The 19272-nt window shown below is 43.9% G+C and carries 21 protein-coding genes and 2 pseudogenes; 11 read left to right on the top strand and 12 right to left on the bottom strand.

Translation table 11 applies throughout. The features are described 5' to 3' along the window. Nucleotides 1–13: 13 nt before the first annotated feature. The 5 genes from IM473_RS13400 to IM473_RS13380 form a co-directional block, all read right to left on the bottom strand. Complete coding sequence (locus IM473_RS13400; protein WP_287675981.1) at nucleotides 14–718, bottom strand: hypothetical protein; 705 nt, start codon at nucleotides 716–718, stop codon at nucleotides 14–16. 298 nt (nucleotides 719–1016) lie between these two features. Beyond that, nucleotides 1017–1361 (bottom strand): DUF5615 family PIN-like protein, encoded by a 345-nt coding sequence (locus IM473_RS13395; protein ID WP_287690481.1) that lies wholly within the window; start codon nucleotides 1359–1361, stop codon nucleotides 1017–1019. Beyond that, nucleotides 1358–1651, bottom strand: a complete 294-nt coding sequence (locus tag IM473_RS13390) for a DUF433 domain-containing protein (RefSeq protein ID WP_287078595.1) — start codon at nucleotides 1649–1651, stop codon at nucleotides 1358–1360. Before IM473_RS13390 ends, IM473_RS13395 begins: the two co-directional genes overlap by 4 nt. 315 nt (nucleotides 1652–1966) lie before the next feature. Further along, a complete protein-coding gene (locus tag IM473_RS13385; protein WP_287690479.1) occupies nucleotides 1967–2590 on the bottom strand; it encodes a hypothetical protein in 624 nt (207 codons plus the stop codon). 57 nt (nucleotides 2591–2647) lie between these two features. Beyond that, the gene (locus IM473_RS13380; protein WP_287656763.1) at nucleotides 2648–3643 is read right to left on the bottom strand and encodes an L-lactate dehydrogenase; all 996 of its coding nucleotides are present in this window, start codon (nucleotides 3641–3643) and stop codon (nucleotides 2648–2650) included. Nucleotides 3644–3879: 236 nt separating this feature from the next. Between IM473_RS13380 and IM473_RS13375 the strand changes: the two genes are divergently transcribed. Next, on the top strand, nucleotides 3880–4221 hold the full coding sequence (locus IM473_RS13375) for a DUF952 domain-containing protein (RefSeq protein WP_287656761.1): 342 nt from the start codon (nucleotides 3880–3882) through the stop codon (nucleotides 4219–4221). Here IM473_RS13375 and IM473_RS13370 read toward each other — a convergent pair. Together IM473_RS13370 and cofG are read right to left on the bottom strand one after the other, a co-directional pair. After that, nucleotides 4198–5511 carry a cytosine deaminase gene (locus IM473_RS13370; protein ID WP_287656758.1) on the bottom strand — a complete coding sequence of 438 codons (1314 nt, stop codon included), beginning with the start codon at nucleotides 5509–5511 and terminating at the stop codon, nucleotides 4198–4200. The genes IM473_RS13375 and IM473_RS13370 overlap by 24 nt on opposite strands. Nucleotides 5512–5726: 215 nt before the next feature. Continuing rightward, nucleotides 5727–6614 carry a 7,8-didemethyl-8-hydroxy-5-deazariboflavin synthase subunit CofG gene (gene cofG, locus IM473_RS13365; RefSeq protein ID WP_287656757.1) on the bottom strand — a complete coding sequence of 296 codons (888 nt, stop codon included), beginning with the start codon at nucleotides 6612–6614 and terminating at the stop codon, nucleotides 5727–5729. Between the two features lie 112 nt (nucleotides 6615–6726). Here cofG and IM473_RS13360 point away from each other — a divergent pair, with 112 nt between their 5' ends. After that, on the top strand, nucleotides 6727–8391 hold the full coding sequence (locus tag IM473_RS13360; protein WP_287656756.1) for a transglutaminase domain-containing protein: 1665 nt from the start codon (nucleotides 6727–6729) through the stop codon (nucleotides 8389–8391). Here IM473_RS13360 and IM473_RS13355 read toward each other — a convergent pair. From IM473_RS13355 to IM473_RS13345, 3 genes are all read right to left on the bottom strand, one after another. Further along, on the bottom strand, nucleotides 8388–8654 hold the full coding sequence (locus tag IM473_RS13355; protein WP_287656754.1) for a hypothetical protein: 267 nt from the start codon (nucleotides 8652–8654) through the stop codon (nucleotides 8388–8390). The two genes, IM473_RS13360 and IM473_RS13355, sit on opposite strands and share 4 nt — an antisense overlap. A 205-nt stretch (nucleotides 8655–8859) precedes the next feature. Further along, nucleotides 8860–9447 carry a hypothetical protein gene (locus IM473_RS13350; RefSeq protein ID WP_287656752.1) on the bottom strand — a complete coding sequence of 196 codons (588 nt, stop codon included), beginning with the start codon at nucleotides 9445–9447 and terminating at the stop codon, nucleotides 8860–8862. Next, nucleotides 9437–9703 carry a hypothetical protein gene (locus IM473_RS13345; protein WP_287690477.1) on the bottom strand — a complete coding sequence of 89 codons (267 nt, stop codon included), beginning with the start codon at nucleotides 9701–9703 and terminating at the stop codon, nucleotides 9437–9439. Before IM473_RS13345 ends, IM473_RS13350 begins: the two co-directional genes overlap by 11 nt. Before the next feature lie 241 nt (nucleotides 9704–9944). Here IM473_RS13345 and IM473_RS13340 point away from each other — a divergent pair, with 241 nt between their 5' ends. From IM473_RS13340 to grrA, 9 genes are all read left to right on the top strand, one after another. Continuing rightward, nucleotides 9945–10715 (top strand): sirohydrochlorin chelatase, encoded by a 771-nt coding sequence (locus tag IM473_RS13340; protein WP_502845930.1) that lies wholly within the window; start codon nucleotides 9945–9947, stop codon nucleotides 10713–10715. Continuing rightward, nucleotides 10712–11176, top strand: a complete 465-nt coding sequence (gene folK / locus IM473_RS13335; protein ID WP_287656750.1) for a 2-amino-4-hydroxy-6-hydroxymethyldihydropteridine diphosphokinase — start codon at nucleotides 10712–10714, stop codon at nucleotides 11174–11176. Before IM473_RS13340 ends, folK begins: the two co-directional genes overlap by 4 nt. Nucleotides 11177–11346: 170 nt before the next feature. After that, nucleotides 11347–12711 carry a GTP-binding protein gene (locus tag IM473_RS13330; RefSeq protein ID WP_287656749.1) on the top strand — a complete coding sequence of 455 codons (1365 nt, stop codon included), beginning with the start codon at nucleotides 11347–11349 and terminating at the stop codon, nucleotides 12709–12711. 139 nt (nucleotides 12712–12850) lie between these two features. Next, a complete protein-coding gene (locus tag IM473_RS13325) occupies nucleotides 12851–13372 on the top strand; it encodes a hypothetical protein (protein ID WP_287656747.1) in 522 nt (173 codons plus the stop codon). Between the two features lie 178 nt (nucleotides 13373–13550). Continuing rightward, complete coding sequence (locus IM473_RS13320; protein ID WP_287656746.1) at nucleotides 13551–15404, top strand: peptidoglycan D,D-transpeptidase FtsI family protein; 1854 nt, start codon at nucleotides 13551–13553, stop codon at nucleotides 15402–15404. 91 nt (nucleotides 15405–15495) lie between these two features. Next, a complete protein-coding gene (locus tag IM473_RS22750) occupies nucleotides 15496–15774 on the top strand; it encodes a hypothetical protein (RefSeq protein ID WP_407069676.1) in 279 nt (92 codons plus the stop codon). Between the two features lie 412 nt (nucleotides 15775–16186). Next, entirely contained in the window at nucleotides 16187–17356 is a 1170-nt protein-coding gene (locus tag IM473_RS13310) for a PQQ-dependent sugar dehydrogenase (protein WP_287656743.1), read from the top strand. Between the two features lie 88 nt (nucleotides 17357–17444). Next, nucleotides 17445–18344 carry an extracellular substrate binding-like orphan protein GrrP gene (gene grrP, locus IM473_RS13305; RefSeq protein ID WP_287656741.1) on the top strand — a complete coding sequence of 300 codons (900 nt, stop codon included), beginning with the start codon at nucleotides 17445–17447 and terminating at the stop codon, nucleotides 18342–18344. A gap of 14 nt (nucleotides 18345–18358) precedes the next feature. Then, nucleotides 18359–18733, top strand: a complete 375-nt coding sequence (gene grrA / locus IM473_RS13300) for a GrrA/OscA1 family cyclophane-containing rSAM-modified RiPP (RefSeq protein WP_287656740.1) — start codon at nucleotides 18359–18361, stop codon at nucleotides 18731–18733. Nucleotides 18734–18810: 77 nt separating this feature from the next. On the opposite strand, the pseudogene IM473_RS13295 reads toward grrA, so the two are convergent. Both IM473_RS13295 and IM473_RS13290 read right to left on the bottom strand, forming a co-directional pair. Then, nucleotides 18811–18966: pseudogene (locus IM473_RS13295) on the bottom strand (DUF2887 domain-containing protein); the annotation flags it as partial. Between the two features lie 29 nt (nucleotides 18967–18995). Next, nucleotides 18996–19272, bottom strand: a pseudogene (locus tag IM473_RS13290) (Rpn family recombination-promoting nuclease/putative transposase); the annotation flags it as partial.

Genomic DNA, 19272 nt, shown 5'->3' with positions numbered 1-19272 from the left:
GTACACGCACTTGTTAGGCATCGGATTGGCTAGAGTGTATAAACTGGTAAAAGTCTGGTGATTTAATGAATGATTGAAGGTCTTTTACTGCCTCTATACATGAGGTTAACATCCACCCAAGCTCTTCAAGATGAGCTAATAATCGAGGGTTTTGTTCATCTAAAAAACTGATTAACTCATAATAGTCTTCTATAGAGCTAGTATCGAGTAGCGCTAAATCTTCATGAATCAACTTGTTTCGTTCCGCCACAATGTCTGAGAGAGCCTGTTTCTGAGCAGTTAAGAAATCTGAGTCACTATAGGAAACCTTAAATGACAAAGACATACCTAACTCAGAAGAGTCTAGTTGAGGTTCAGACTGACTATCATCCACTAGCACAGTGTTATGTAATTTCCCAACTAGGCGACCTAATGTGAGCTCACGAAATTTCTTATAATTGTCAACGAACCGGTTACGAGTTGATGTTGATAATCCCTCGATCTGAGTCACTGAAAGTAGATACTTTAAAGTACCTTCAATCTTTGAAAAATTAACTATATTTCTACCCAGCTTTCTTAGTGCTTCAGTGCGAACTACTTCAATATCTATCGGTTCATCCATTTCAATTTGTCTATCCCACATCTCATCAAGATAGTCTTGAAGCCAGTTTGCCAGAGCGCGGACTTCACTCTCTGGCAGTTGCTTAATAGCCGACTCAACTTCTAAGCGATTAGTCATATAACAGGTCAAATTTGAAGATTACAGCCATTTTATCGCTAATTAGGGTTTGCTGGATAAATCTAAAAACCTTTTCTGCAAACGTTAGGACAGATGAACTTCTTTCTTGCCTTTGATGTCTGTTTTTACAGATACGACTTAGCATTCGAGATTAGTCAAAAATAGTTTGACTAGAGAAAAAGAGGTGCGTTACATTTCATTAACACACCCTACCAGAGCGGCGATGAATGAACTAGAACATTGCCGCTTCATCAACTTGTTAGCTGGCTTCTGCTTAGAGTGTAAATTTGCGGAGAAATCATGCGTATAGTAACTGATTATTAATACTATCAACAGTCAACGTGTTAACTAAAATACCAACCCGTTGCACGACCTCGTAGGCAGTTTTCTGAGGGACAACAATAATTCCACAATGTTCTCTGCCTTCCTCTATGAATTGAAGATGCAATCGTTCAAAATCAACTCGGTTGTGGGTTACAAGACATCTACCTAAAGAAGCTGCAAATTCTAATTGTTCGCTGTCAGTTTTGCCTAAAGTTGACTGCTCAGGAACAGTGGTGACATCTAAACCACGAGAACGCAGAAGTCTTGCAACTAACGCCGACATATCTTCGTCCATGTAAAGCGAAGCAAATATGCTCATAGCTTACCCAAAGCTGTCTTTACAGAAGGATGCACCAACTCATCGGGGACTTGGTTACGTTCAATGTACTCGTTAATTTCTGCTTGATGATCCAAATAAAAACTCAAGGCATCGAACACTTGTGCTAAGGTCAAATGAGGTAAATGAGTTGGAATTTCCTCTGGCATCACACCTAATCGCCACAGACCTACGATTGCGCGAATAGATGTGCGAGTGCCTTCAATAATTGGCTCTCCACCTAAAATCTCATTGTTTCTGGTGACATAACGTGAAAGAGTGATAATCGTCATGGAATTAGGTCTCTTAGGGAAATCGCTAATTCTATTTTAGTCAGGGACAGACATGACTTGATCATGGCATCTAGTGGCTAGAGGAATGGCTCTTCTAGGTTCTGTGTGATAAGTTTAACTTACATAGGATCGATCTTTCCTTTGTGTCCTTTGTGTCTTTGTGGTTCGTTCCACCCCCTCGCTAGGAGGAATGTATCTTAGAATACATTTTACCCACCAAACCCGGGAGAGCCGAGGAATCCTAGGCTAGATGTTTTTTCGGCAACCTAACCTAAGACTGGCTCTAATAGTTTGACTAGAGAAAAAAGAGGTGCGTTACATTTCATTAACGCACCCTACCAGATCTATAAATGAGGTTAGCATCCACCCAAGCTCTTCAAGATGAGCTAATAATCGAGGGTTTTGTTCATCTAAAAGACTGATTAACTTGTAATATTCTTCTATAGAGCTAGTATCGAGTGGCGCTAAATATTCATGAATCAACTTGTTTCGTTCCAGCACAATGTCTGAGAGATCCTGTTTCTGAGCATTCAAGAAATCTGAGTCACTATAGGTAACCTTAAATAGTTGAGGTTTAGACTGACTATCATCCCCTAGCACAGCGTTATGTAATTTCCCAACTAGCATACCTAATGTGTGCTTACGAAATCTCTCATAATTGTCAACGAACTGGTTACGAGTTGATGTTGATAATCCGTCGATATGAGTCACTGAAAGTAGATACTTTAAAATACCTTCAATCTTTGAAAAATTAACTATATTTCTACCCAGCTTTCTTAGTGCTTCAGTTCTAACTACTTCAATATCTATCGGTTCATCCATTTCAATTTGTCTATCCCACATCTCATCAAGATAGTCTTGAAGCCAGTTTGCCAGAGCGCGGACTTCACTCTCTGGCAGTTGCTTAATAGCCGACTCAACTTCTAAACGATTAGTCATATAACAGGTCAAATTTGAAGATACACACCCATTTTATCGCTAATTAGGGTTTGCTGACTAAATTTCGAGTTGCTCGATTAAATCGCGCATGATTTTGGCCGAATTATGTAACTGTTGGGTTTCTCTGGGACTAAGAGCAAGATTCAGAGTTTTTATCACTCCTTTCTCGTTAACCACCGAGGGAATACTTAAACACACATCTTTGAGACCGTATTGACCATCGAGGAGAGTGCTAATAGTGAGAATTCTTTCTTGGGAACGTAAAATCGCTTTCACGATATCCGTGGTAGCTAAACCGATCGCATAGCTAGTATAACCCTTGCGTTTGATAATTTCATAGGCGGCGTTTTTAACTTGCAGAAAAATTTCTGTTAAGCTTTCTTGGTCGGCCGCGCTTAAATCCTGCCAATCTCCTTCTAATAACCTTGCTCCTCCGATATTAGCCGAACTCCAGACCGCAAGCTCACTATCCCCGTGTTCACCGATAATATAAGCGTGGACGTTACGCGCATCTACATGGAGTTGGGTGGATAAAAGAGAGCGTAAACGGGCAGAATCTAGCACTGTACCCGAACCAATCACCCTAGAAGGCGGAAAATTGGTGATTTTCAGGGTAACATAGGTCATGATATCAACGGGATTACTCACCACCAAAATCAAAGCACTGGGGCAGTAAACAGCCACATCCGCAAGAATACGGCGAAAAATCGCCACATTTCGTTCAAGGAGATGTAATCGGGTTTCTCCCTCTTTTTGGGCAGCCCCAGCAGTAATAATCACCACATCGGCATTTTGTCCCACATCGGCCACGGTTCCCATTTTCAAGTCTGTGGGTTCAATAAAAGGCATTCCGTGCCTTAAATCCATCACTTCCCCTTCGACTTTATCCGTGGCGATATCTTGCAGAATTAATTCATCAAAACAGTCTTGAATTAACATCGAGTAAGCGCAGGCCATCCCCACCTGACCAACACCGATAATTACCCCCTTGCGAGGACGCAGCGGCGCGGGTTTTTCAGCGTAGGGATTGGGAGTAAATATTTTATCTAGCATAGATTTTTGCAGTTATTGGCTCGGTAAGCCCATTTTAAAGGGAAATGGTTAATATCAGGTAAAAGGAGACTATCAAGAGATTTTGAGGACGTTATCGGCAATTTTTTTCTGGTCAGTGGTCGGACAAATTTCTTGTCTTTGATTCCCTGACCCCTAGTTTAAGAGAATTGAGGGCCGCTGACAGCTTCAGGCTATATCCTAAAATTAGGGATAAAGTGACAGTAGGAGGCGAACCGATGATCTATCACATCACTACAGAAAGAGGTTGGCAAATAGCTCGTGAAATGGGGGAATATCGGGCTTATTCCCTAAAAAATGAGGGATTTATCCATTGCTCCACCTTAGAACAAATTCCGAAAGTTGTGGACGCTTTTTATCAAAATCAGCCAGATTTGCTGGTTTTAGCCATTTCTCTCGAACAATTGCAGTCCCCGGTCAAATGGGAGCAGCCCCAACATCCTAACCCAGAAAATGCCACTTTAGAGCTAGAAAAAGAGACCTTTCCCCATATTTACGGTGCTATCAACCTAGAATCGGTGGTTTTTGTCAAACCCTTACAGGATTTGATCAATTCCTAGAACTAAATCATCTAACTCTTGGTAATCGGGGAGAGTAGTATCGATGCTCAACCCGCGCCGAATCACGAGGCGATCCCACTGTGGTCGCGATAATAGCTCGCTAAAGTATCGCGCCTTGAAAATTAACAAATTTGCCTCTAGACCCGTCTTAATGCGCCCTAAATGGGGCAATCCGAGCAGATTTGCTGGGGTGAGGGTGACACTATTTACCCAGTCAGCGTAGGGAGTGTCGAGGTGAGCAATTCGTACCGCTTGGGTAAAGACTTCTAAACCATCGTGATCCCCAAAACCATAAAAGGGATCGCGACAGTTATCACTGGCAAAAGCAACCGGAATTCCCGCTTTTTTCATCTCTTTTATCTTAGTTGTTCCGCGCCAAAAGGGGGTTTTTTCCTCTTGACGATCCTGTAGGTAGAGATTGCACATCGGCAAGCTAACGATAGCAATGCCCGCATTTTTGACTAAATTTAGGGTTTCTTGGATTATTTCAGGGGATTGTACCGCTAAACTGCAACAGTGACCACAGATAATTTGTCCAGAAAATTGCTTTTTGATAGCAGTACGCGCGATCGCTGCTAAACAGGTAGAATCGGAATCGCCGTTTTCATCCAGATGAAAATCGAGATTTAAACCCCTTTCTTGGGCTAATTTGAAGGTAATATCAATTTGTGCCTGTAAATCTGGATTTGTGTAGGCTACTCCCCCTAATATGCCCCCAAATTCGGCTATTTTATCGGCTAAGGCCGCTCCTTCGGAGGTTTGATAGTAGTCAAGGGAAACTAGAGAAACCGCTTGCAGGGTGATTTTACCGGCCCATTGTCGTTGCAATTCTGCCAAAGCAGTTAAGCTAATCTGTGCCTGTTGACCAAAAGAGTCGATATGAGTGCGAATAGCGGCGGTTCCGTGGGCATAACTGCATTTAACGCCGAATTCCATGCGACGATACACATCCTCTAAGTGCCACTCCCGTCGGGAATCCTCTAGGGCCATTTTTAAGGCGCTGTCAAAAGTGCCATCATGGTTAGGACAACGCTGCCAACTATGACCTTTATCGAGATGGGTGTGCATATCGATAAAACAAGGAAAAATAATCTTTTTTTTGAGGTCAATAACGGGAATATTATCTTCGGGGGGGATGGTTGAGGTGATGCGATTAATGTTACCGTCATTAATTTCCAGATTAACTAAGGTTAATCCCTCGGCGGTTTGGGGAGAGAAACTCTCATTTTCTAGCAGGTAAACGGGAATATGAGCATTTTTGAGCCAGTAGCGCTCGCTTGAGGGAATCATAAGACCTCTGGTAAAAATCAAAAATTGTTGTTAGGGTTAGGAGTCGGTCGTCAGGCGCTAGGAGTTAGGAGTCGGTCGTCAGGAGAATTAAGAATGAATAATAATCAATTATGCGGTATTAAGTAAGGAGTGTTAAATGGCATTAACAGTGCTATCTTTTCCCTGTTTACTGATCACTGATTAATGATCACTGATTACTGATTACTGATCACTGTTTACTGATAAACCGGTAGGCGTGGCTTTAATTCCCAGCCATAAACTGCTAAAAATTCCTTTAATTTATCGGGGTGTAAATGGAGGTAATCGGGATTAACTTCATCGATAAGGCCAATACCGCCTAAATCCCGCGCTCCTGCCGCTAAACAATCCAAGAGAAAAAGAGGATCGGGTACTAAATTCGGGGGAATTTGAATGACAATATCTGAGGGCAGAATTTCCCTGGCTTGCCTAACCAGATCGGGTAACTTTTGCAGATCAAAAGGATTATTTTGCCACTGTTCTCTTTTGCCAGGATTATAGGGTTGTAGGATCACTTCTTGAATATGTCCCCAACGTTGATGAATAGCGGCAATAGTTTCTAAGGTTACTAAGCGATCGCATTCTGTTTCACCAATTCCTAATAATAACCCCGTGGTAAAAGGAATTCCTAATTCTCCCGCCCATTGTAACTGTTCTAAGCGCAGGGACGGCACTTTACTGGGAGCCTGACGATGGACGGTATCTAATAAAGTCACCGTCATTTGTTCTAACATTATGCCCATAGATAGATTGACATTTTTCAGGTTTTCCATCTCGGCAAAAGTTAAAATACCTGCATTGGTATGGGGATAAAAACCCATATTTAAAGCCAATGCTGCTAAATTATAAATATGCCGAAACCATGACTCTCGATTGGCTGCTAAAGGATGAACTTCGCCGCTAAGAATTAAAATTTCCGTAATTTCCGAACCCTGCAAAGCAGTTAAAATCTCTTTGGCCTTGTCTAGACTTAACCAGCCATCAGTGCCTAAATCCCTGCGAAAATTACAATAACTGCAACGATTGAAACACTCGTAGGTAGGTACAAGGGTATGAGAGGGACTATAGGTGACAATTCTTGACATTTTTTTCAGAATTGGAGTTCATTACGAGCATTCAAGGGCGATAAAATTTGCTATCGTGGGAAGAATTGCTGTTTTATTCACCTAAAAACGCTCTCCCTTTTCGCTTCCTCCTATGATTTTCGATCCTGCCAGTCTTCCCTCCCATCGTCAAACGATTCGTCCGATTAGCGCCACGGCCCTGCACGGAATTGTATTTCAAGATAACAAATTAATCGCTATCGACGCAAAAAACGGCTATTTATACCAAATTGCCCTCGATACTGGTCATACAACTGTACTTAATTCCCATCGCTGGCAAGAATTCGTCGGGACGACGGGATTGGCAATCGATGATCAAAATAACCTCTGGTTTACCACTCGCGAAAATCTCTACTGCTGCACTCTCGAAGATTTTACCCCGAAATTTTTTACCCGTCTTCCCTACACCGCTAACGGAGTCGCCGTAACTGGTAACACAATTTATGTCACTTGTCAACGTTCTGGACAAATCTTTATATTTGATCGCCAATCGGGACAGGAAATTACTCGTTTGTACGCGCCTGGTATCGGCATCGAAAATATCACCATTCGCGGGGAAGAACTTTGGTTAACGGATACCCTAGAACAAACGGTTTACTGTCTTGATCGCGCCACGGGAGAACAGCTTTTTAGCATGATAACTCCTTTTGAATCGCCGACGGGATTAGCATTTTATCGCGATGCTAACAGTGGCAAGGATATCCTATATGTAGCCTATGCTTTCCAAGAACCCTGTATCCGCGATAATCCCAATTCCGAACAGGTTCACGAACTTAGCTATCGTCCGCGTACTTTTGTCCATCCTCTATATTTTCACTACGATCCCGCTAAAAAATACGCCCTTTCTAACGGTTATCTGATTGAATTATCCTACGTCGAGGAATTGGAACCTCTATATAATATCGAACTAAAAGATGTGGAATGGCGCATCGCTTTACCCCTAGAAACACCGCGGCAAAAAATTCGCAGCGTCGAAGCGGTGGGATTGCCTTTTATTGAAGAAATTCAAGACGGGCAGCGGGTGGCAGTATTTAAGTTCGAGCAAATAACCGGCAAACAACGTCATATTTTTGGGTGGAAAGTAGTATTAGAAGTGTGGGGAATTAAATACCAAATTACTCCCCAAGACTGCGAAGATTTACCCCCCTTACCCGCCGATTTTCCCGATCGCTATTTGATCGATAATGATGATCTGGCCATGAATACAGAAATTATCCTCAATGCTGCCGAAGAAGCGATCGGTCGGGAAACCAATCTCCTCCGAAAAGTTTATAGTATTCGTAACTACGTCTATGATCAGCTTTCCTACGGCATCAAACCCAACATCGACACCCCCGATATTGCCCTGCGGCGCGGAGTGGGTTCCTGTGGCGAATATGTGGGTTTATTATTGGCTTTGTGTCGTCTCAATGGTATTGCCTGTCGTACGGTAGGACGTTATAAATGCCCACCCCATCCCCTCGAACGTAATTTACCCCTCGAACCGGATTACAATCACGTCTGGATGGAATTTTATCTCCCCTCTATCGGTTGGGTTCCCATGGAGTCCAATCCCGATGATATCTTTGAAGGCGGTCCCTATCCCAATCGTTTCTTTATGGGTTTAGCTTGGTATCACACGGAAATTGCCAAAGATATCCCCTTTGAACGAATGCTCAGTGAAGGACAACCGGTGTTAAAAACCCAAGTTCCCATCGGCGATTTAGCGATTAATCACGTTCAATTCATCATTCTTGAGGAATTAGCCCCAAAAGACTAGAATTCTGAGCCATCATCTAGGATGCCCATTTCTCTATCTCTGGCTTCTTTGAGTTCTTTGACCATTTGCAAACCCGCACCCACACAGAAGCCCAAGGCTGCCCCGGCACCGGTCAAATAACGTCCATAGATGATTTGATAGTTATAGGGATTTTTATAGTTGACTTGGCTGGGATTGCGTTCAATGCGGCTAATGCCATAACCGATACCAGCACCAACTAAAGCCGTAACTAGGCCTGAAAATAGAACTAGACGAAAGTTCATGATCTTATCTCCCGATGGACTCTGACTTTAGATTATCGCTGAAAGTTAGTCAATGGCAAGCGATCGCAATAATTCGTTATCAAGTGAACCCAATCACCAACAAAACTGGAACTGTGGCTAGGAAAAGAATCTGATTCATCCAATCGTCAAAAAACCAATTTTTCAATATAGGTAGTTATTGGTAAAAGTTAAGGTGATTTATCTATTACCAGACTTTTTTTACTCCTGTAGGTAAACCAACTCGCATAAAAAATCTAGCGAAAGATTGAGATAAATGTTCACGATAGGGAGGACGTAAACGAAGTCGAGGTTGCTGTTTATTTTGCAAGAAGGATTCCAAAAAAGTCCTCGGCAAAGTGTACACATCATGAAAATCAACTATCCGATGAGTTAATTTTAGTTCGCCAATTTCCCCTTCGTTGAGCATAGAAAGATTCCATATATAACCATTTTTAATATCATCACAATATCTCCCCCACGCCTTGGCCGTAGGATTTTGTTTCATATTGTTCATCGTCTGTTCCCAATATTCTTGATATTGACTGAGAGCAAGGTGAGGGCAAAGGATGACATTGTTGACTTTCTTGTTTTCTAAGTCGCAGCCTTGGGTGATAACAACCAGATCAATCTCAGCCACTTCCAATAAGGATCGAAGTGTTTCAATTTCTGTTTGATTGCTTACCTCAACAGATTTAGAAGCCCAACGAACCACAGGACAATTAAGAATAATATCCCCTTGGGTTAACTCAACATTTGCATCTACCGCCTCATACCAAAGGTCATTAGTTATCATCTTCGAGTCGATAATTATCAATTACAACACAAGGTTTCCAAGTGGATTTTTCCTGAGATTTAATGTTTACTTCTTCGGAAAATAAGATTTTCGGTTGATGGGAAACTACAAAAACTCCCCGACAATCCAGTTCATCATCATCATCTTCTGCTGCGTCTATCCGGCAAGATTCTGATGATAAAACTGTAGGTAATTTTACCACTTCTATTAGAGGTGGTTGTTCGTAGGAGGGTAATTTTTTACTGTCTGTTTCCACTTTCACGTTAACTGCCTCGTTGACTAAGTTGGGCGATTAATTAGGTTATACCTCAATATCTAGGCTAACTCAAGGCGGTGGGCTGATTTGCTCACACTTTACATTGCCTAAAATGGTAGCGCTTCCCACCAATGGGGACGTTTTCCCGCTTACCAGCTAAATTGAGAATATCAGGGGCATTTATGCCTAAAGGGAGAGAAAATGTATTAGGCTAAAACTAAACTATTTTGGCAAGATTTCTTTGAAGACCTCCTCAGCCTACTTATTGGTTTTCCACGGTAGTCGCGATCCGCGTCCAGCCATGGCGGTGACGCAATTAGCAGCCTTAGTTCAGGAAAAAATCAGTCAACCTGCCGAAAGATTGGCGAGTAAATCGGAGTTTAGCCCATCTCTAGCGGTTCTAGAAGCAGATAATCGGGTATTAGTAGGGACTGCCGCCCTAGAATTAGTGATAACACCTCTCCATCAACAAATAGAAGCTTTTGCCCAACAAGCACAAAGCCAAGGATGTAACCGGTTGCAGATTATCCCCCTGTTTCTCCTGTCGGGGGTTCACGTTAAAGAAGATATTCCCGCGGCTGTGGCTAAAGTGCAATCGCCGATTAAGCTAGAGTTAAAGCCCCATTTAGGCAGTTATCAGGGCATAAAATCGCTGTTATCCCGACAATTTGCTGATTTAAGCCCCCAAGACCGCATTTTACTGTCCCACGGTAGTCGTCGCCCCGGAGGTAATCGGGAAGTGGAAAATCTAGCGGCGTTTTCTGGAGCAATTACAGCTTATTGGTCGATAGAACCGAGTTTATCCCAACAAATCGAGAGTTTAATCGCTCAAGGTAGCCAAACAATTGCTATACTGCCCTATTTCCTCTTTGCTGGTGGAATTACCGCCGCGATCGAAGCCCAAGTTTTTGAACTATCACAAAACCATCCAAATGTCAATATATCTTTAGGTAAATCTTTGGGAGCGACGGGGGAATTAGCCGAGATTATTGTTGAGGAAGGGTGTGGATGAAACGGGCAGCGATCGCTATGGGCAGTAATTTAGGAGATTCAGCGACAATTTTAGGGCAAGCTTTAGGGGAATTAGAGCGAGTCAAAGGAATTAAACTAGAAGCTCATTCCCAATGGTATCAAACCACAGCCGTCGGTCCGCCTCAGCCCGATTATCTCAACGGTTGCGCCATTGTGCAAGTGGATTTATCGCCCCTAGATTTACTGCATAAATTATTAGAAATCGAGCAGTTATTCGGGAGAGTCCGACGAGAAAGATGGGGACCGCGTACCCTCGATTTAGACTTAATATTTTATGATGACCTGATCTTAGAAACGCCCGAATTACAGATACCCCATCCCCGCTGCCGAGAACGGGCCTTCGTGCTGCTTCCCCTGGCAGAAATTGCCCCCGATTGGCGAGATCCCGTAACGGGAAAAACTATCCTTCAGCTATTGGGCCAATTGGGATTGGCGGAGTAGGATGTTAGATGTTAGGGTTTTAGGGTTTTAGGGTTTTCGTTGAAATTCCCCCATCTCTCCTACTCCCCACACCCCCACGTCCCCATCTCCCCAGATAACCTCATCTCAGTTACCGCCCCGAAACTCTACAATAAAGGCAGCAGCATCAATAAACAGTAAAAAAATCAACCGTGACCAAGACCCCATCGCTCGAGGAAACTCATTACAATCAGGCTAAAGCTAGTTTACAACAGGCTTTAACTTGGTATGCCAGTTTTCGCCGCCATTGGAATTATCCCCCCGATCCCCAACTTCAGGCCGCCGTTAAACAGGATTTGCAGTCCCTAAAATCGGCCTTGGATAAACTGGATGAAACGGTGATTCGGGTGGCAGCCTTCGGGTTAGTCAGTCGCGGTAAATCCTCGGTGGTAAACGCTTTAGTCGGTCAAAAAGTCCTGACAACTGGCCCCCTGCACGGGGTGACACGCTGGCCGCGATCGGTGCGTTGGACACCAGCCACGGGTAAAATTCAGATAGAATTAATCGATACCCCCGGATTGGATGAGATTGAAGGGGAAGCGCGGGCGAATATGGCCAGAGAAGTCGCTAAAAGTGCCGATTTAATTTTATTTATCGTCGCGGGGGATATTACCCGGACTGAATACGAGGCCTTAGGAGAATTGCGCGGGGCGAAAAAACCGATCATTTTGGTGTTTAATAAGATTGACCTCTATCCAGAAGCCGATCGCCGCCAGATTTTTCAGCAGTTACAGAGATTAGGAACCAATCGGAACGAAAAAACGTTAGAAGATTTGTTAACTAGCGATGAGATAGTTATGGTAGCCGCCGAACCGCAACCGATTCCCGTCCGGGTGGAATACCCCGATGGGCGCGTGGTGACTGAGTGGGAAACCCCTCCCCCCCAAATTGAGGAGCTGCAAGATAAACTCTTAACGATTTTAAATCGGGAAGGGCGATCGCTGCTGGCCTTAAATGCTTTAGTGCAAGGGCAAGAAGCGGAGGAAAATATCGCTAGAAAAACCCTGGAACTCCGGGACAGTCAAGCGGAGGAAATTATCTGGCAATACGCGAAATATAAGGCTTTAGCGATTGCGGCCAATCCGATCGCTATTTTAGACCTACTAGGGGCTTCAATCGTCGATTTGACTCTAGTTCGGGCTTTAGCTCGTTTGTACGGCTTGCCGATTACCAGTCACCAAGCTGGTCAACTCTGGCGGACGCTACTTTTGAGTAGTGGGGGGTTGCTGGTGGGGGAAATCCTCGGCAGTGTGATTATCGGTTTGGGCAAAACGGCGGCGGCGGCGGCCAGTATTTTTGAAAATCCCACCTCTTTAACCCTCTACGGTAGCACCGCTCTCCTACAGGGGGCAATTGCTGCTTATGGAACCTATATCATCGGAAAAGCCGCTAAAATCTATCTAGAACGCGGTTGCAGTTGGGGGGCATCCGGACCGAGTACGGTGATCAATCAAATTCTCGCTCAAGTTCATCCGCAAACTATTTTATATCGTTTACGTCTAGAACTAGAGCAGTGATTTTAAAGGAAAAAGTAGAAAGGAAAAAGGAAAAAAGGCAACAGTTATCAATTAAATATTTCCTCCTGATGACCGACTCCTAATTTTAGAAACTTAATTTTTGACAACGACAACTAGCTAGAAATATTGAGAGAAAATCATGTCTGCTGCCCATAAGTCCTATATTCCCATTCCCGTTTCTCGCCAAAAAAGCCAAGCGAGTCAACGCCGTCCCCAGTCACCAGTAAATCAGGCGACCCCAACGGCTAAACCGGCGACTAAATCGGTGGCGAGAGTTCCCGTGGCCCCGACACAAAAACAATTAGCCTCGCGTCAATTACGTTCCCTTTGCCTCCTAGAAAGAATAGTGGCCGTGATTACTTTTTGTCTGTTGGGTTCGACTCTGGGAATATATGCTTGGACGGTATATATTCCCAAGGTTTGGGACAAAGAATTTGGTAAACTGGAAACACTGCAACGTCACGAGCGCCATCTTTTGGCCACCAATGAAACCCTTAAACATCAACTAGCTCAACAAGCAGAAAAACCCGAAACGGGATTGACTCATCCCCAACCCTTCCAAACTATCTTTTTACAGCGTAAATCTGCCCCGAACCTGAAACCTGCCCCCGCTTCTCAACCCCAATCTACCGTCAATTCTCGACCGAGAAGTGCCTATTAACAGTTATCAGTTATCAGTTATCAGTGGGGAAGTTAACAGTTATCAGATGTGAGTTTTTAAGTGTGCAGTATTAAATAGAAGTTTCCTACTGTCTTGTTACTGTTTACTGATTACTGATTACTGATTACTGATTACTGCTCACTGATTACTGCTCACTGATAACTGAAAGATACTTCTCATGACTGACACAAAAAGACCCAAATTTAGAGGTAAAAAAACTCGATCGCCCTCTGGCAGGATCCGGGACAGAAAGTCCTATTTAAACGCCAAAAAACAGCAACAACAGTTAAAAAAATTGCCTTTGAGTAACGGGCGATTGCTGGCGGTGTGGTTGATTTTAGTCATGGGTATTTTGGGGTTAGCTTGGCGATTGTACCAATTACAAATAGTCCAAGCACAGGAATTGCAAAAAAGAGCCAGACAACAGCAAACTACCAGTATTAGACCCTATATTCCCCGACGGGCGATCGTCGATAGTAATGGTAATGTTTTGGCGACCGATCGCTTGATTTATACTCTTTATGTACACCCAAAACTGTTTGCTATTCCGCCGGCAGAAGTGGCTGATAAATTAGCTCCTTTATTAAATATTCCCACTAATCAACTGATTCAAAAATTTAAAGAAAAAGAAACAGGAATTCGTTTAGCCAATCAATTAACCGAATCCGTGGCTAGGGGATTAAAACAATTATCTCTTGACGGTGTAGAATTAGAGGAAAAATACGCTCGTTATTATCCCCAAGACGATGTGGCAGCCGACGTGATTGGCTATGTAGATAAAGAACATCGTGGCCAAGCAGGATTAGAAAGAGGTTCCAGTCAGTTATTAGAAAGAGATCCTTTTTCTGTCAATACAAGACGCATGGGAGACGGGCGAATTTTACCAGCTTTTGTTCCCGATGGTATCTTTCAATTTGATGAATTACAGTTAGAAGTAACCCTCGATTTAAAACTACAAAGAGCCGCTAGGACGGCCCTACGAGAACAGCTAAAAAAATTTAATGCTAAACGGGGAGCCGTCATCGTCATGGACTCCCTTGATGGTTCTCTTTTAGCCCTAGTTTGTGAGCCAACTTTTAACCCCAACGAATACTATAAAGCCAATGTGGCTCTATTTAAAAATTGGACCGTAGCCGATCAGTACGAACCGGGGTCAACTTTTAAACCAATTATTATCGCCCTGGCCATGGAAGCAGGGGCAATTAAAGCTAATACAGTAGTCAATGATCCGGGGGCAATTACTGTCGGTCCCTGGACGATTAAAAATGCCTCTAAACAGGGTTATGGGGCGCTAGATATGGCCAGAGTTCTGCAAACCTCTAGTAACGTGGCCATGGTGCAAATTGCCCAAAAAATGGGGCGAGTTGATTTCTATAAAAGTTTATTAGGATTGGAAATAAATCAAAGGGTTGGCGTAGATTTACCCGGAGAAGTGGCAGGATATCTCAAACCCGAACCAGAATTTCTGGATAATGCCATTGAATCGGCCACCGCTTCCTTTGGTCAAGGTTTATCCCTGACTCCTTTAAAGTTAGTACAATTGCACGGTGCGCTGGCCAATGGTGGCACCTTGGTAACTCCCCATGTGATCAAAGGATTAGCCGACGACCGCGGCCGTTTGCACTGGCAGCCCGATTATCCCAGCAAAAAAGTCTTTTCTCCCACCGTGGCCCGGCAAGTGGTGGAAATGATGGAAACCGTCGTCAGCAAGGGGACGGGGGTAGCGGCCCAAATCCCCGGTTATCGCATCGGAGGCAAAACGGGAACCGCACAAAAAGCTAGTCCGACGGGGGGTTATCTACCTAACGCCAAAATTACCAGTTTTGTCGCGATTTTACCGATCGAATCGCCCCGTTATGTGGTTTTGGTGGTGGTGGATGAACCCAAGGGTGCCAATACTTTTGGCTCCACTGTTGCCGCTCCAGTGGCAAAAACGGTGATGAATACGCTCATTTCCCTCAAAGGTATCCCCCCCACCTCCAAGGTCGTTCCGGAGGGTTCTCCGACCAATAAACCCCCGCGGCACGATTAATTTAAGGGTTGAGGAGAAAAGCCGCTAAATTGTCCCGTAACTCCCATTCTACACCGGGTTTAATTAGCCAAAAAAGTGCCAGAAACAAACGTTGAGAAATCAAAATAGGGACTCACAACCCTTGCGCTTTCGCTCTTCGATCTCGAAGGGTTCCGCTTCCAGACGTGCGAGGTCATTTATTCTGACTTCCCCTGCCGACGACCAGCTACTGACTCCTAACCCCACCAACAAACTTTTTCAGCAAACCCTATTTAGTCAATTTTTTGAAGATAAGGGAATCGAGGAATTATTGGGAGAAGAAATAAAAACCGATTATATCATCATTGATATAATCGGGAGAGTCATGGATGAATTCAGAATTTTTGAATGATAGCTTCATAAAGTAAAAAAGCGACTGTCGTATCACATTCTAGTCACATCTAACTTATAAGTTTTTGGGGATGTCTATTGATTGACCATAGAAATACTTAAAAATACTAATAGATTGAACGTTTAGGCTCCACACCCAAGGGATTATACTAGAAACAGGCCATAGTGGTCTGTCAAGAATAATGTTCCGAGAACTCGAAAGCATATTTGATGGGACAGCCCTTCAACCCGATGTTCCCTTGTTCCCTTAAATCTAGCGGCGGGTACGAGGGTACGGATTCTTGTCGAGAGCGTATTGCCCAATGAAGTCAAACCGCCTAAAATGTTTCTTAAAACTGCCCGGTTTCTAAAATAGGGTGAGCTTGATTAGTCGGGGAAAATTGACCAATATTTGTATGGGGAGTTACCAACTAATGCTTACTTCTCTTAATCGCATTTTCTCGCCTATAGTATCTGGCGTTTTGCTAACCATAATTATCTCCGGTTGTCAAGGTGCAAATGTATTAACTTCGGCGAATAATTCCCAGACAAATCAATGGCAAAAAGTGACCGTAATCGAGGGTTTAGAGCATCCCTGGTCGATGGTTTGGCTACCTAAGGGGGAAATCCTGATCACAGAGCGCCCCGGTCGTTTAAGAGTGGTTAGAGAGGGCAAATTAGACCCAAAAGCCATCGCTGGAGTTCCCGAAGTTTTTGCCGTCGGACAAGGAGGATTGCTGGATGTGGCAATTCATCCCCAATTTGCCCAAAATCGCTGGATTTATCTAACTTATGCCCACGGAGACCAGGAGGCTAATCGTACCCGCGTCGCTCGTGCGGTTTATGATGGTGCAAGCTTGCGAGATGTGCGGGTTATTTTTGAAGTTTCCCAGGCAAAAACCGGCTCTCAACACTTCGGTTCGCGGTTATTATGGCTACCGGATGGCACTTTATTGGTGGCGATTGGGGACGGGGGCAATCCTCCCCTACAATTAGCGGGGGATTTAATTAGAAAACAGGCCCAAAATCTGCAAAGTCATTTAGGTAAAATTATCCGCATCAATGACGATGGTTCCACACCGAAAGATAATCCTTTTGCGGGTTCTAAAATTTGGAGTTATGGTCATCGGAACATTCAAGGAATCAGCTTTGATCCGATGACTAAAAGAGTCTGGGCAACAGAACACGGAGCGAAAGGAGGGGATGAATTAAATTTAATTGAAAAAGGTAAAAATTATGGTTGGCCATTGGTTTCTGCTAGTCAAGAGTACGGCACTAATACCCCAGTTTCCAGCGAAGAATCTCGCCCAGGTCTGATCGATCCGAAAACAATTTGGACACCTGCGATCGCTCCTTCGGGATTGGTCTTTTATACCGGTAATCGTTTTCCTAATTGGCAGGGAAATTTATTCGCCGGTGGTTTAGTTTCCAGGGATATTCGTCGTCTGGAAGTGGATAAATTGGGTGAAATTATCAGTCAAGAAGCGATTCCCATCGGTCAGAGGGTGCGGGATGTGCGTCAAAGTCCCGACGGATTTTTATACCTGCTCACCGATGAAGGTAACGGTCAATTAATTCGCCTTGAACCGCCATCTAATTTGTAAAAGTTCACAGAAATTATTATCGAAACCCTGAATATTTTTTAGTGAATTCTAGTATAGTTATGTTTGTACGGGAGCAAGCACTCGATTTATGAAGAAAATTTTACAATTAGTGGGACTAGGTTGCATATTGCCCATGTTCCTCGCTAGTGCAAGTTTAGCGGAAACAGTGGTGGAAAAAGTGGCTCGCACGGGATTTTTGACCGTAGGGACCCGTTTTGATGCGATTCCCTACTCCTACATCAATGATAAGGGGGAATTGGTCGGCTATTCTATGGATGTGTTAGAACGAATTAGAAAACGATTGGAAACTCGTCTCGGTCGTCCCGTCACCCTGCAAATGGTGGAAGCGAACCAAACCGGAGAGAAAATTAACCTCATTCGTAGCGGGGACATCGATATCGCTTGTAGTACGGCTTTTACTTGGGAAAGGGCGAAAGTTGTCGATTTTTCCATCAGTTACAGCATTTCTGGGATTAGGATTTTAGCCAAAAAAGGTAGCAATCTCTCCACTCCTCAATCCCTAATCGGTAAACGCATCGCCCTGGTTCCCACTTCTGCGGCCGTCGATGTGATTAAATTAGTACAACCGCAAGCGACAATTGTTACCACCTACAGCACCGTAGAAGAAGCGATCAAAGCTTTAAAAACTGGTAAAATCGACGCAATAGCGGGGGATAGCATCTCTTTAGCGGGAACAATCCTCAGAGATAACCCTCAAGCTTACGAAATCGTCCCTGAAGAAGCTTTAGCTAATTTTGGCATTGCTTGTATGGTTCCCGAAAATAACTCTACTTTTTTGGATGATGTCAACTATGCCATTGTTAAAATGATGCAGGATTACATCACCAATGATACGGCTACCGTTAGTCAAATTGATCGCTGGTTCGGTAGTCAAGGCATGGTTCCCATCCCCCCAGAATTATTAAAGGGGTTTTTTGCCTTCAAAGTTATCGAACACGCCCAAATTAATCCCCAAGAAGCCAAATAGGAGCATAAATTCAGGTGAATATCAGTAATAAAACCGGTTTAGTCGGCTTTCTTCTCGCTTTATCTGCTTTCGGTCTGACTAGCACCGCTCAGGCCGCCTCAGACGAGGGTAATCCCATTGAAGCGCGTTTAAGTCGTCTGTCCAGCGCTGTACGCGAACGAGTTAACCAACTGCCGGAAGGTACTGCCGATCCTAGTTTACAAGCTTTAGGCTGGGGAGATGGTGGCAATCGCGGTTGGGGGAATAGTCGTGCCGGTGGTTGGGTAGATGGTCGCGGTGGTAGTTTCGTTAATGCGCGGCCCTGGGGCAATGGTTGGTCTGACCGTGGTGGTTTCTTTAATTCCCGACCGCGCTGGGGTAATGGTGGCGGTTTCTTAAATCGTTGGTAAGTTAAGGTTGGGTGAGGGGATAACTTTATCCTCGTCCCAACCCCGGTTTTATGATGAAATCTAGGGTGATTATTTTAAGGCAGAAAGACTCCATCAAGACGAAAAGAAAGTTGTTTGACTTCCACTGAGTCAAAGCGGTAGTTATTGGCTTCGTTGATGGGGAGTTGAATTAATTCAAAGAAGATAGAGGGGAAAGATTGAAAGAGTTGATAAAAAATCGTGTCAGTTTTCATGCTCTTATTTTACAAGGTGAGCGCATTTTTTATGTCCCGTTTTGTATAGCTCTAACCTGTTCAACCTCTAATTCTAAGGCGGATGCGACTTGCTCAACGCTTAACCCTAGGGCCAACAAACGAGGGACTGCCTCTAGTGCCTTGTTTAGTCTGCCTTCCTCGCGACCTTCCTGACGCGCTTCCTCGCGCACATCTTGAAAATACTGAGTTTGTTTTAATTCATCTAAACTAAACATAGTTTCTATCTCCCGACGATTGAGAAGCGGTAACTTATAAACGAGAATCGTCTCTATTAATTGTAAGAGT

Source organism: Microcystis sp. M015S2 (assembly GCF_020245945.1).
Taxonomy (GTDB): Bacteria; Cyanobacteriota; Cyanobacteriia; order Cyanobacteriales; family Microcystaceae; genus Microcystis.
Note: the sequence above shows the minus strand (reverse complement) of the source record. Positions and strands in the feature narration are given on the sequence as shown.